General features: G+C 34.7%; 11 protein-coding genes and 1 pseudogene. 10 read left to right on the top strand and 2 right to left on the bottom strand.

Features of this window, described 5'->3' with window-relative positions; translation table 11 throughout:
• Positions 1-31 precede the first annotated feature (31 nt).
• A complete protein-coding gene (locus F6K23_RS26180) occupies positions 32-256 on the top strand; it encodes a hypothetical protein (RefSeq protein ID WP_375340786.1) in 225 nt (74 codons plus the stop codon).
• Between the two features lie 10 nt (positions 257-266).
• Positions 267-476 carry a hypothetical protein gene (locus tag F6K23_RS26175; protein WP_293161240.1) on the top strand — a complete coding sequence of 70 codons (210 nt, stop codon included), beginning with the start codon at positions 267-269 and terminating at the stop codon, positions 474-476.
• A 1059-nt stretch (positions 477-1535) separates the two neighbouring features.
• Here F6K23_RS26175 and F6K23_RS26170 read toward each other — a convergent pair.
• Positions 1536-2957 carry an NAD(P)/FAD-dependent oxidoreductase gene (locus F6K23_RS26170; RefSeq protein ID WP_293161239.1) on the bottom strand — a complete coding sequence of 474 codons (1422 nt, stop codon included), beginning with the start codon at positions 2955-2957 and terminating at the stop codon, positions 1536-1538.
• An 18-nt stretch (positions 2958-2975) separates the two neighbouring features.
• Here F6K23_RS26170 and F6K23_RS26165 point away from each other — a divergent pair, with 18 nt between their 5' ends.
• Entirely contained in the window at positions 2976-3269 is a 294-nt protein-coding gene (locus F6K23_RS26165; RefSeq protein WP_293161238.1) for a hypothetical protein, read from the top strand.
• A 449-nt stretch (positions 3270-3718) separates the two neighbouring features.
• Here F6K23_RS26165 and F6K23_RS26160 read toward each other — a convergent pair whose 3' ends face one another.
• Positions 3719-4186, bottom strand: coding sequence for an ABA4-like family protein (locus F6K23_RS26160; protein ID WP_293161237.1), 468 nt, complete (start codon positions 4184-4186; stop codon positions 3719-3721).
• A gap of 30 nt (positions 4187-4216) precedes the next feature.
• Here F6K23_RS26160 and F6K23_RS26155 point away from each other — a divergent pair, with 30 nt between their 5' ends.
• The 7 genes and pseudogenes from F6K23_RS26155 to F6K23_RS26125 all read left to right on the top strand — a co-directional run bounded on the left by F6K23_RS26155 (position 4217) and on the right by F6K23_RS26125 (position 13113).
• On the top strand, positions 4217-5530 hold the full coding sequence (locus F6K23_RS26155) for a serpin family protein (protein ID WP_293161235.1): 1314 nt from the start codon (positions 4217-4219) through the stop codon (positions 5528-5530).
• A gap of 371 nt (positions 5531-5901) precedes the next feature.
• Positions 5902-6114, top strand: a complete 213-nt coding sequence (locus tag F6K23_RS26150; protein WP_367267821.1) for a serpin family protein — start codon at positions 5902-5904, stop codon at positions 6112-6114.
• A 217-nt stretch (positions 6115-6331) separates the two neighbouring features.
• The gene (locus F6K23_RS26145; RefSeq protein WP_293161233.1) at positions 6332-7465 is read left to right on the top strand and encodes a serpin family protein; all 1134 of its coding nucleotides are present in this window, start codon (positions 6332-6334) and stop codon (positions 7463-7465) included.
• 655 nt (positions 7466-8120) lie between these two features.
• Positions 8121-8279: pseudogene (locus F6K23_RS42945) on the top strand (zinc ribbon domain-containing protein); the annotation flags it as partial.
• A gap of 563 nt (positions 8280-8842) precedes the next feature.
• Complete coding sequence (locus F6K23_RS26135) at positions 8843-9967, top strand: serpin family protein (RefSeq protein WP_293161231.1); 1125 nt, start codon at positions 8843-8845, stop codon at positions 9965-9967.
• A 580-nt stretch (positions 9968-10547) separates the two neighbouring features.
• Positions 10548-11675: a serpin family protein gene (locus F6K23_RS26130; protein ID WP_293161229.1), complete on the top strand. Its 1128-nt coding sequence runs from the start codon at positions 10548-10550 to the stop codon at positions 11673-11675.
• A 109-nt stretch (positions 11676-11784) separates the two neighbouring features.
• Entirely contained in the window at positions 11785-13113 is a 1329-nt protein-coding gene (locus F6K23_RS26125) for a serpin family protein (RefSeq protein WP_293161227.1), read from the top strand.
• Positions 13114-14103 lie beyond the last annotated feature (990 nt).

Raw genomic sequence — 14103 nt, 5'->3', positions numbered from 1 at the left:
TTGGGAGATGGGTTGATAGGGAGATGGGGGGATGGGGAGATGGGGAGATGGGGAGATGGGGAGATGGGGAGATGGGGAGATGGGGAGATGGGGAGATGGGGAGATGGGGAGATGGGGAGATGGGGAGATGGTTGAAGATGGGGAGATGGTTGAAGATGGAACATTTTTTTATACCAAATTAAACGTATTTGATATCAAGTCACTTCTTAAAAATTTTTTTGATGTATCGTTAATAATTGAAGAGTTGTTTGAATAAATGCTTAAATATGAAGTATACCTCGTTTGTTTTAATGAATCTTTCCCAGAGACTTTATGGAATTTTGAAGTCTTTGCAACGTAAATTAGGATTAGAAACGGCAGAAATTGATGATAGTTCAGAAAGTTTAATTCGGGAATATGGTATATTTATATTGCTGTTTGGAATTTTATTTTTGTTCGTAGCATATCAAAGTTGGGTGAGTAATAAAGATAGGTGATTTTCATTCTTGAATTTACCGAATAATTAATAATTAATAATTAAATAATTCGCGCCTTGAAGCCTCCCCTTTTACAGCGGTTTTCATTTGGGTAGACCACAGTAGGGACGTTCCATGGAACGTCTCTACAAGGTTTGATATCATGTCCGAAGGCAATCGTTTGTGTAAAAGTTAGCGTGGATATCTACAGGACATTTAAGTTTTTTTCTTGCTCAATTGCCTTCCTGTTTGTTGCCAGATGAGCTGTTGCCAGATGAGCTGTTGCCTACCTTTGCTATACAAGACCGATGCTACCGGACATCATATGATGTGTGAAGATGTGGTTCATCAATTTGAAAAGCGCTGTAAGGGGAAAAAAACGGTCGATCTTCGGAGCTTCCGGTAGGGTGGGATGGCGCAATTCGGAGCGGGTCTGCAAGAACGGGTCTCCTCGCCATATCCAATCGACCAAGAGAAGAAATAATATTTCCTTATATTCAATTCCGTAACGGTTAAAACCCGAGGTAATTATCAATTATCCATTATCAATTATCCATTAATGAAACCTACCACCGCTCCACCTACCACCTAAAAACTGTATTATTACGCTACCCGAGCGGACATGATATAAGGTACAAAATTCGTTTGTTTTAGGGAATAGGGAACAGGGAATAGAATAGAAATAAAGATAGGTGTACCTCATTAGTCTGAGAAACGCTATATGTTTAACTAAAGAGAAGAAGTAGGTGAATTTTATAGGATTTATCTCAACGTTGGCCCTTGACCCGCGCTCTCCCGGAGGGGAGCGTCGGGATGTTTGCGCAGCATTGCGCAGGAAAAACCAATCAATCTTGCATTTGTTAAAGGGAATTTAATCTCAGTTAGGTATAGTTATAGTATTAGCGGGCAAGATGCCCGCACTACATTTCTGTAAGCATTCAGCTATTAGCGTTTCCTAATGCTTACACATTTTAGGTGTGTCACAGCACTACAACTACTACTTTTTTATTCCTTCTTCCTTCTTCCCTCTTCGTTCTTCCCTCTTCGTTCTTCCCTCTTCGTTCTTCCTTCTTCCTTCCTTTAAAATGACCGCCTCCAATTAAAGAACTTTTCTAAGAAATTCTGCTGCCATAAATTATTGGCATATTTCTGTTTTTTCAACAATAAACCAGCCTTACTATTTACCTCAGATAAAGTTGGATAAATATGAATTCCAGTCAAAGCAGAAACAGGCAACTTATTCGACATTGCTAGAACAATTTCGTGGATTAATTCACCAGCAGAAATACCAACTAAATGCGCCCCTAAAATTTCTCCATTACCCCTAGTAATAATCTTACCAAATCCAGTTGTAGCTGCCTCAGCTTGAGCGCGGTCTACACCAGAAAAAGGTTGCTTCAATACACAAACGTCATCTCCAAAACGTTCCCTTGCTTGCTGTTCTGTTAACCCTACCCTTGCCAATTCTGGGTCAGTAAAAGTTGCCCAAGGAATAACCCGATAATTAGCCTTACTAATAGGAAAAAATAACGCATTTGTTAAAGCTACAACCGCTTCATAACCAGCCACATGAGTAAACTGATAACCACCAATTACATCACCACAAGCATAAATTTTATAATTAGTAGTTTGCAACTTTTCATTAACAATAATTCCCTGCTTTCCTACCTCCACACCAGCAGCATCTAAATTCAAAGATTCTACATTTGGCAATCTACCACCAGCAACTAAAATTTCATCAACTATAATATTTTTTCCACCTGCCGTAATTACTTTTTTCCCATCCACAACTTCCACTTTTTCCGCCCTAACTTCCTTCAAAATATTAATCCCTTCCGACTCAAATTGTTCTTGTACAACTTGAGCAGCTTCCGGTTCTTCTTTTGGTAAAATTAGACTTCTACTAGAGATAATAGTCACCTGACTACCAAGGCGAGAAAAAGCTTGACCCAACTCACAACCAATAGGACCAGCGCCAATTATTGCCAAAGAATTTGGTCTTTCTTTTAGAGAAAATACCTTTTCATTTGTCAGGAAACCAGCAGATTTTAATCCTTCCACAGATGGAATTGCAGGTCTAGAACCCGTAGCGATAACAAAAGCTCTAGCAGTTAATTTTTTACCATCAACTTCAAAAGTTTTACTATCTATAAACTTACCTTCTCCAAAAATAACTTCAACACCTAAACCCCTAAATCTTTCTGGAGAATCATGTGGTTGAATATTAGCTATTACCTGTTGAGCATGACCAGTTGCCTTAGCAAATTCAATGTCTGGAGGTTGAGTATAAATGCCAAACCTAGAAGAATTTTTCACTTGATAAGCAACACGAGAAGCATGAATTAAAGACTTACTAGGAACACAACCAAACCACAAACAATCACCACCAAGACGGTCGCGTTCTACTAATGCCACTTTAGCTTTAAGTTGAGCCGCAGCAGAAGCTACAACTAAACCCCCCGAACCACCGCCAATAATCACAATATCATATTCAACTGCCATAATTTTACCTCTATAAAAATGGGAAATGAAAAGAAGGAAGAAGGAAGAAGGAAGAAGGGAAAATTGCTGATGGATAGTCAATTATCGGCCACTTCCTGTGCGATCGCCCCAAACAATTTTAAGTTTGTTGACAGTGGGGTATTAAACCCAGCACAGAAAAGATACTTCAGAGTCAAACTATCTACTAAAAGCAGATTAAGAAATAGCTTTAGTCTCAAAATAACACGATATTTAGTAGCATTAATTAGTGGGAAATATCCCAGAAAAGCAACTCCGCATCTTCAATCTCCCACACTATTCAAAAAGTCATAAGTCAGAAGTAAAAATTAGTGGGAGATTGTTACTGACCACTAATTTTCAACGGCTAAAATGAAATTTATCCGGGGGTCGCGTCACCCTATTTCTCCGTCTATAAATAGATATTTTATTACCGAAAATTATCGCGCGAAAAAACTTCTGAATTGTGACGAACTATTTCTGACTTTCCGTGCCTCCTTATCCTTAGTCCGAGCTACGCTAATGTCATGCTGCACAAATGAACGCAGCGATAAATTCTGCCTTTAGAATACTGACTAACTAATTCATTCTTCAATAGCTTTTAACTCTTTTAAACTTTGTTCATAAATTTTACCTACAACTTCAAATCTCAAATTCAATAATTATTTATTTAACCCTCAAAATATTAGTCAGGTCTGAGAAACTACTGAAGATTAATTAAGAATCGATAAAATAAACAAACTATTAGATACACCCTCTCAATTTTACAATTGTTCTACAGTGGGTGTTGTAGTTGTATCCTCTGTAGAATTACCGAAGAATTTCTGACTAATCCAATAGGTTAAAATATGAGATAATAAGCCAAAAGGTCCGGCAAACAAACACAGAATTATTGAGTGGACAGTCCAAACACCAGTACGTTGTCCTTCCCAATAAATCCAACGACCAACAAATAAATCCATGACCAGAAAATGAATCCATCCTGTTGCTGCAGCAGATTCTTCTCCAAAGAATTTAGCAATATCTGGCAAAGTAGGGTTGGATAAAGCAGCAGCAGATTCAGGGGTAATACTACTAATAAGTACGTAAAGATAAAGGATGGCTAATAATACAAATGGAATAAAAGATTCCATGATTTTGCGAGTAACTTTCCAGTTAGGCAAAAATATTATTAATGCCCAGAATGGTAATACAAATAAGTTAGCACCATTGAAAATTAGATCGATTGTCATTGTTAGTTATTGACTCCAGTAAATAAGAAAATGTTCAAAGAACTTTTAAATAAATGTTATGCTATTTCGGCAAAAATGTCTCTAGGGACGATGGCTATAATTATCATTATTGGCATCTATAATTTGCCTGGAGCTGCAATAAAGTTAAATAATCGGGAATTTTATACCGATAATCAGACAAATTCCCGACAGGATATTTTAAGCACAATAGAAGATATGAACATCAGTATGAAATTAGTTTCTGCTAATAATAGATTTGCCTTTAAACTATTTTCAGAAATTCAAAAATCACAGCCAAATGAAAATATTTTTATCTCACCGAGCAGTATAGCGATCGCTCTATCAATGACCTACAATGGTGCCGAAGGAAAAACGAGAGATGCTATGGCTAAAGCATTAAATTTTCAGGGAATGAGTTTAGAAGAAGTTAATCAGGCAAACAAAGAATTAGGGATTTTATTAAATAGTTTAAACCCAGACATTAAATTAGATATTGCTAACTCAATTTGGACGAAAAAAGGGATGTCTTTTGAGCAAACATTTATGCAAAGAAATCAAAACTTTTATCATAGCAAGGTAAGTGAAATAGACTTCGAGCATCCTAGAAGTCCTGAAATTATCAACAATTGGGTTAACGATATTACTAAGGGCAAAATTGATAAAATTATCGAAAAACTCGAGCCTAATACAGTAATGGTATTGTTGAATGCCATTTATTTTAAAGGAAATTGGGAGCAAGAATTTTCAGAAGATTTTACAAAAGAACAACCTTTTTATCTACCGAATGGCACAAAAAAGCAACATCCAATAATGTTTCAATCATCTAGATACTTATATTATGAAGATGAAGAATTTCAGGCAGTGAGTTTACCCTATGGAGAAGGACGAGTAAGTATGTATATATTCCTTCCCAAAGAAAAAGTAGGATTAGAAAGATTTTATCAAATTTTAAATGAAGAAAACTGGGAAAATTGGATGCTGAAATTTGACTATTGTAAAGTAAATCTAGGTTTACCAAAGTTTAAAACAGAATATGAAATTACCCTCAATGATGCGTTGAAATCTTTAGGAATGGAGATAGCTTTTAATAAAAATACTGCTGATTTTTCTCGGATGCGTCCTATTCCACCAGAGTTATATATAGATGAAGTTAAACATAAAACATTTGTGGAAGTTAATGAAGCAGGAACAGAAGCAGGAGCAGCTACCAGTATAACTATAGGAGTAAGAAGTGCAGAAATACCTGTTGATATGTTAGTCGATCGCCCCTTCTTTTTGACAATTAGAGATGATGATTCTGGCACTATTCTATTTATGGGAGAAATTACAAATCCAGAAAATTAGGGTGCATCTCAATGGGTGAATAAAGCCAAAAATTTATCGCTTTTAGGCAACAGCGGTCAGACCCCGCGTCGGCGTCAGACGCAAGGGAATGCTGACCAAGAGAGGCAACAGTTCCGGAAGGCAACAGGGAATATATAGCAATATGATTTTAGTTGTGAGATATTGAAGACTTTTAGGCAACAGCGGTCAGACCCCGCGTCGGCGTCAGACACAAGGGAATGCTGACCAAGAGAGGCAACAGCTCCGGAAGGCAACAGGGAAGAAGAAAAAATGAATATATATGAATAAGATAACTGCCATAGAATATGGTTTAAAGGAACACCTAAATTCTTACATCTGATTCCTGATTGCTATATAGGAAAAAAGTATTTTTGCAAATTACTGAAATTAAACATAAAACATTTGTGGAAGTGAATGAAACTGGAACAGAAGCAGCGGCAGCTACCAGTGTAATAATGTCAAGAAGTATACAAAGAGAAATAGTTGTTGAGATGTTAGTCGATCGCCCCTTCTTTTTTGCAATTAGAGATAATGATTCTGGCACTATTCTATTTATGGGAGAAATTACAAATCCAGAAAACTAAGAAAAAAGAAATAGGGAACATAAATTATGTTGATTTCCATATTTTAACCCCAGAAATATTGCTCTCATTGTCTGAAGATCAATAAAATAACTATTGCTACATCCGTAATAATTCAATATGCTTCACAAAATGATAAATGATAAATTTTCAGATATTAACTTTCATACTTTTACTAAACTCAGAACAGCAGAATAGTAGATAATTATTTGAATTTGGTATGATGGTATTAGCAAAAATTGGAGATATAGACATGATTGAAAAATTAGTTTCTGCCAATAACAAATTTGCCTTTCAACTATTTTCAGAAATTCAAAAATCCCAGTCAAATGAAAATATTTTTATCTCACCCATTAGTATAGCGATCGCTCTGTCAATGACCTATAACGGCGCTCGGGGAGAAACTCAACAAGCTATGGCTAAAACTCTAAATTTTCAGGGTATGAATTTAGAGGAAATCAATCAAGCAAATCAAGAACTAGGAATTTTATTAGATAGTTTAAATCCTGAGATTAAATTATATATTGCTAACTCAATCTGGATTCAACAAGGACTACCTTTTTATCAGAGTTTTGTGCAAATAAACCAAGAATTTTATCAGAGTCAAGTCAAAGAAATTCTAAGTATAGAAATAATCAATAATTGGGTCAAAGATAAGACTCAAGGTAAGATAGAGAAAATCATTGAACCAGATTATCGCAGTATTGATATGGCGTTATTAAATGCTATTTATTTCAAAGCTGATTGGCAACAAGAATTTTCAGAAGATTATACTCAAGAAATGCCTTTTTATTTGCCCAATGGAACTGAAAAACAACATCCAATTATGTCTCAATTATCAAGACATTTATATTATGAAAATGACAATTTCCAAGCAGTAAGTTTGCCCTATGGAGAAAGTAGTGTAAGTATGTATATATTTCTCCCCAAAGAAGAAATAGGATTAGAGGGATTTTATCAAATTTTAAATGAGGAAAACTGGAAAAAATGGATGCAAAAGTTTGACTATTGCAAAGTTGATTTAGGTTTGCCAAAATTTAAAAATGAATATGCAATTACTCTCAATGAGACGCTGAAATCATTAGGAATGAAAATCGCTTTTGAAGACAAAGCAGATTTTTCTGGAATTAGTTCCGAACACTTACATATTACTGAAGTTAAACATAAAACATTCGTTGAAGTGAATGAAACTGGAACAGAAGCAGCGGCAGCTACCAGTGTAATAATGTCAAGAGGTATACAAAGAGAAATAGTTTTTGAGATGTTAGTTGATCGCCCCTTCTTTTTGACAATTAGAGATGATGATTCTGGCACTATTCTATTTATGGGAGAAATTTCAAATCCAGAAAATTAGGGTACATCTCAATGCATGAATAAAGCTAAAAATTTATCGCTTTTAGGGAATAGGGAATAGGGAATAGGGAATATATAGAAGCCATTTGGTATCTTTGACTGCGTAAAATTGATGTAGTCAAAAAAATATATCCAATGCGCGATAGAACTCCGTTCCGCTACGCGATAGAACTCCGTTCCGCTACGCGATAGAACTACGTTACGCTACGCGATAGAACTACGTTACGCTACGCGATAGAACTACGTTACGCTACGCGATAGAATTCCGTTACGCTAGCGCGATCGCACTCCCACTCACTAATTCTCTTTTTCATTTTAAAAAGCACCTACGCAGAGCGAATTACTTACCTCAAAAATACACGAAAATTTCTTCACAAGCAACCACCCTATATTTCTTATATATCAAGACTTTTAACAAATGGCCAAGGAACGCCCGTTTGCACTCAAATTATCCCTATTTTTCCCCCTAAATAGCTCATTTGAACTTTTTTGGGAAAATTGAGTTTAAATTCCAAATATATTTGACAATATTTTATAAGCTTAATTTATACAAATGTTTTTTTAACCAATTATTAAACCTTAAAAAGCTGACAGATAAAGCTTTTCAGAAGAGAAAACAGGAAGTATATTTTCTATAGAATCCATTCTTTATCTCTTTGAATGTGTCTGGTATGTTAGCTAACCATAAGCTGGCTAAATCAGTTAGCAGATAGTGATTTTATGAGTTTAGAAGACAGCTAGAATACAAGCGTCAATGGTACGACTGTGAATTAGTAGTAGTAGACAGATTTTTTCCATCATCTAAAACTTGCTCTAAAGGAAAAAGTATTTTTGCAAATTACTGAAGTTAAACATAAAACATTCGTTGAAGTGAATGAAACTGGAACAGAAATGATGTTGATTTCCATGTTTTTAACCCCAGAGAAAACGTAAGCGTTCAGCCGTCAGCCAGCCTCCTATGGTCAGAACTGCGGACTTCAGCTAGCCTCCTATGGTCAGAACTGCGGACTTCAGCTATTGCTTTTAGCTTAGGATAAAAGCAATATTTAATTGTCTTACTACAAAAGTTGCCTCCCTTACCCTTAAAGTCAGTTGTTAATTTAAACACTTTTCTTAAGGAGACATTCTTGTTGCTGATAGCTGACAGCTAATAGCTGAATGCTTACGAGAAAACAGGAAAAGATTTGTCTCATGCTCTGGAGCTTGGTAATCCGTAATAATTCAAGATGTTTCACAAAATAATATCTGATAAATTTTCAGATATTAACTTTCATACTTTTACTAAACTCAGAGCAGTAAAATAGTAGATAATTCTTTGAATTTGGTATGATTGTATTAGCAAAAATCCTGAATCCTACCCAAAATCGGAGATATAAACATGATTGAAAAATTAGTTTCTGCTAATAACAAATTTGCCTTTCAACTATTTTCAGAAATTCAAAAATCCCAGACAAATAAAAATATTTTTATCTCACCCATTAGCATAGCGATCGCTCTATCAATTACCTATAACGGCGCTCGGGGAGAAACTCAAACAGCTATGGCTAAAACATTAAACTTTCAGGGAATGAGCTTAGAAGAAATCAATCAAGCAAATCAACAATTAGGAAATTTATTAGATAGTTTAAATTCCGACATTAAGTTAAATATTTCTAACTCAATCTGGACTAAAATCGGAATACCTTTTGAGCAAAACTTTCTACAAATAAACCAAGACATTTATCAGAGTAAAGTCAGAGAAATTGACTTTGAAAATCCGAAAACTCCAGAAATAATCAATAATTGGATAAAAGACAATACCAAAAGCAAAATCGAGCGAATAATTGACACCCTAGATCCTGATTCAGTCATGGTATTGTTAAACGCTATTTATTTTCAAGGAAACTGGCAAAAAGAATTTGATAATTTTTCTACCCTAGACCAACCTTTTTATTTATCTAATGGAATAGAAAAACAACATCCAACAATGTTGAAATTATCTCAATATTCATATTATGAAAATCAAACTTTCCAAGCCATTAGCTTACCTTACGGAGAAGGTAGCGTCAGTATGTATGTATTTCTCCCCAAAGAAGAAATAGGATTAGAAAAATTCCATCAAACTTTAAATCAAGAAAATTGGGAAAATTGGATACTAAAGTTTGAATCTCAAGCAGTCACATTAACTCTACCCAAATTTAAAAATGAATATGAAATTACCCTCAATGACATATTAAAAACTTTAGGAATGGAAATAGCTTTTGACAGAAAGACAGCAGATTTTTCAGGAATGCGTTCTATTCCACCAAAGTTATATATTGATGAAATTAAACATAAAACATTTGTGGAAGTAAATGAAACAGGAACAGAAGCAGCAGCAGCTACCAGTATAATTATGCCAGTAGCAAGTTCTATGATGATAAGTTTAAATATGTTTGTTAATCGTCCCTTCTTTTTTGCCATTAGAGATAATAATTCTGGCACTATATTGTTTATGGGAGAAATTACAAATCCAGAAACTTAATCAAAAGGGAAAAGGGAATATAGCGCTACGCGCAAGTCAGAAGTCACAAGTCAGAAGTTAATCCCTGACTGAGAATAAAATAATCATTGCCACATACGCAATAATTGTTGCAAAAGTAGTTTTTCCAGGAGAAACATAGGAGCTTCACAAAATAGTAAGTCGGCAGTTTTGAGCGTTGATGATTTTTGATATTATTAGGTTATACCAATTTGAAAAAAGAATGTTATATCATGTCCGGTAGCATCGGTATTGTAAGCGCGAAAGTAAGGAAGAAGGAAGAAGGAAGAAGGAAGAAGGCTTAAAAGCTTGAAAAAACTTAAATTGCCTGTAGATATTCACCCTTGGTTTTACACAAACAATACTAGCGGACATGATATTACGAATAGTAAGAGCGATAAAAAGACAAATGCAGGAGATGTCCTTTTGACAAAAAAGATAATTTACGCCCTAAAAAATGGTATTAAAGTCATTCCCATACGACTCTTGAGGACTGACTCCTGACTCCTAAGAAATACCCTAGATATTTGTAGCAAACATTTATCAATTTGGTATTAGGTTAACCAAAATAGGAAGTATAGATATGAGCAATAAAATCAATAACTTAGTTTCTGCTAATAACAAACTTGGTTTTCAACTATTTTCAGAAATTCAGAAATCCCAATCAGACGAAAATGTTTTTATCTCACCAATAAGTATAGCGATCGCTCTCTCAATGACCTACAATGGCGCTGCTGGAAAAACTCAAGAAGCTATGGCTAAAACTTTAAACTTTCAAGGCATGAGTTTAGAGGAAATTAATCAAACAAATAAGGATTTAAGGATTTTATTAAATAGTTTAAATCCAGAAATTAAATTAAATATTGCCAACTCCATCTGGACTAGAAAGGGAATATCTTTTTCTCCAAATTTTATCCAAGTAAATCAAGATTTTTATCAGAGTCAGGTAAGAGAAATTGACTTTAACGATCCTGAAAGTCCGAAAATTATCAATAATTGGGTAAAAGATAAAACTGAAGGTAAAATTGAAAAAATTATTCAAGCACTCAACCCCAATGATGTCATGGTGTTGTTAAATGCTATTTATTTCCAGGCTAATTGGCAACAACAATTTTCAGAATTTTCCACTGAAGAGATGCCTTTTTATTTAGCCAATGGAACTAAAAAACAACATCCAATTATGTTTCAATCGTCAAGATATTTATATTACGAGAATCAATATTTTCAAGCAGTCAATTTGCCTTATAAAAAAGGTCTAGTTAGTATGTATATATTTCTCCCCAGGGAACAAGTTGGTTTAGAGGAATTTTATCAAGTTTTGAATGAAAAAACCTGGGAAAATTGGATGAAAAAGTTTGGAGGAGGTTATGAAGTTAATTTAGGTTTGCCAAAGTTTAAAAATGAATATGAAGTGACTCTCAATGATATTTTGAAATCTTTAGGAATGCAAATAGCTTTTCAGGGGGGAGGAGCAGATTTTTCTGGAATGAGTCCTGAGAAATTATTTATCAGTGAAGTTAAACATAAAACATTTGTTGAAGTGAATGAAACAGGAACAGAAGCAGCAGCAACTACCAGTGTAAGAATAACATTGGAAAGTGAAGTAATAACTGTCGATATGTTAGTTAATCGTCCTTTCTTTTTTGCCATTAGAGAGAATAATTCTGGCACTATTCTGTTTATGGGAGCAATTACAAATCCAAAAAACTAAGAGTAAGTCTGATATAGCAGTCTTAAATTATTTCTGACAAAAAAAATTAGCAATGTTGCAAATTAATATAATTTTCATTTTTATCAATTGACTCTAGTGAGGTAAAAGAATGTTCAAAGAACTTGTCAATAAATTTTCTGGTATTTCTGCCAAAATATCTCTAGGAGCAATTATTTTAATTGTAATTCTCGGAGTCTATAACTTACCAGGCAGTACAATAATTTTCAGAAATCGGAAACTTGATACCGATAAATATACAAATCAGAAGCAGCAGAAATTAGCCCAAACAGCAGATAAAAATACCATAAATAAATTAGTCTCTGCCAATAATAAATTTGGTTTTCAACTATTTTCAGAAATTCAGAAATCCCAACCAGACGAAAATATTTTTATCTCACCAATAAGTATAGCGATCGCTCTATCAATGACCTACAATGCCGCTGCTGGAAAAACTCAAGAAGCTATGGCTAAAACTTTAAACCTTCAGGGAATGAGTTTAGAGGAAATTAATCAAGCAAATCAGAATTTAGGAATTTTATTAAATAGTTTAAATCCAGAAATTAAATTAAATATTGCTAACTCAATCTGGACTAGAAAGGGAATGTCTTTTTATCCAAGTTTTATCCAAGTAAATCAAGATTTTTATCAGAGTCAGGTAAGAGAAATTGACTTTAACGATCCTGAAAGTCCGAAAATTATCAATAATTGGGTAAAAGACAAAACTGAAGGCAAAATCGATAAGATTATTCAAAAAATTGACCCTGATTTAGTAATGTTGTTGTTAAATGCTATTTATTTTAAAGCTGATTGGGAGGAACCATTTTCAGAAGATTCTACTAAGGAGATGCCTTTTTATTTAGCCGATGGAACTCAAAAACAACATCCAATCATGTTTCAAAAATTATCAATATACTCATACTATGAAAACCAAAATTTTAGAGCAGTGAGTTTGCCCTACAAAAAAAGTCGTGTTAGTATGTATATATTTCTCCCTAGGGAAAAAGTCGGTTTAGAGGGGTTTTATCAAGTTTTAAATCAAAAAAACTGGGAAAATTGGATGGAACAGTTTTTGTTCAATCAAGGTTTTAGTAAAATTAATTTAGGCTTGCCAAAATTTAAAATAGAATATGAAGTTAGTCTCAATGATGTACTGAAATCTTTAGGAATGGAAATAGCTTTTAACTATCGTGCTGCTGATTTTTCTAAAATGCGCCCCATTCCACCAAAATTATACATTGATGAAGTGAAACATAAAACATTTGTTGAAGTGAATGAAACTGGAACAGAAGCAGCGGCTGTTACTAGCGTGGGAGCAGGATTTAGAGGTCCACCTTCTGAAATGGAAATGTTGGTGAATCGTCCTTTCTTTTTTGCTATTAGGGATAATGAATCTGGCACTATTCTGTTTATGGGAGAAATTACAAATCCAGAAAATTAGACTTTTGATTTTCGCACCTCACCAGTCAGAGGAAACAAAGCAGTCATTCAGGAGCTTAATAAAATAAAATGACTATTGCGTATGCCGCAACATATTGAAAATATCAACACTTACATTCGGAGTGCTTCACAAAATGGGAAAAGCCGATAAATTGATTTTCACACCTCACCAGTCAGAGGAAACAAAGCAGTCATTCAGGAGCTTCACAAAATGAAATGACTATTGCGGATGCCGCAACATATTGAAAATATAACCACTCACATCCGGAGTGCTTCACAAAATGGAAAAAGCCGATAAATTGATTTTCGCACCTCACCAGTTGAGGAAACAAAACAGTCATTCAGAAGCTTCATAAAATGAAATGACTATTGCGGATGCCGCAACAGAAGGAAAATATCAACACTTACATTCGGAGTGCTTCACAAAATGGGAAAAGCCGATAAATTGATTTTCACACCTCACCAGTCAGAGGAAACAAAGCAGTCATTCAGGAGCTTCACAAAATGAAATGACTATTGCGTATGCCGCAACAGAAGGAAAATATCAACACTTACATCCGGAGTGCTTCACAAAATGGGAAAAGCCGATAAATTGATTTTCGCACCTCACCAGTCAGAGGAAACAAAGCAGTCATTCCAGAGCTTCACAAAATGAAATGACTATTGCGTATGCCGCAACAGAAGGAAAATATCAACACTTACATTCGGAGTGCTTCACAAAATGGGAAAAGCCGATAAATTGATTTTCGCACCTCACCAGTCAGAGGAAACAAAGCAGTCATTCCGGAGCTTCACAAAATGAAATGACTATTGCGTATGCCGCAACAGAAGGAAAATATCAACACTTACATCCGGAGTGCTTCACAAAATGGGAAAAGCCGATAAATTGATTTTCGCACCTCACCAGTCAGAGGAAACAAAGCAGTCATTCCGGAGCTTCATAAAATGAAATGACTATTGCGTATGCCGCAACAGAAGGAAAATATCAACA

Origin of the sequence: Okeania sp. SIO2C9 (assembly GCF_010672455.1) — a bacterium.
In the GTDB taxonomy this organism is placed as follows: domain Bacteria; phylum Cyanobacteriota; class Cyanobacteriia; order Cyanobacteriales; family Microcoleaceae; genus Okeania.
The sequence above is the reverse complement of the archived record's forward strand: the minus strand, read 5'-3'. Positions and strand labels throughout refer to the sequence as shown.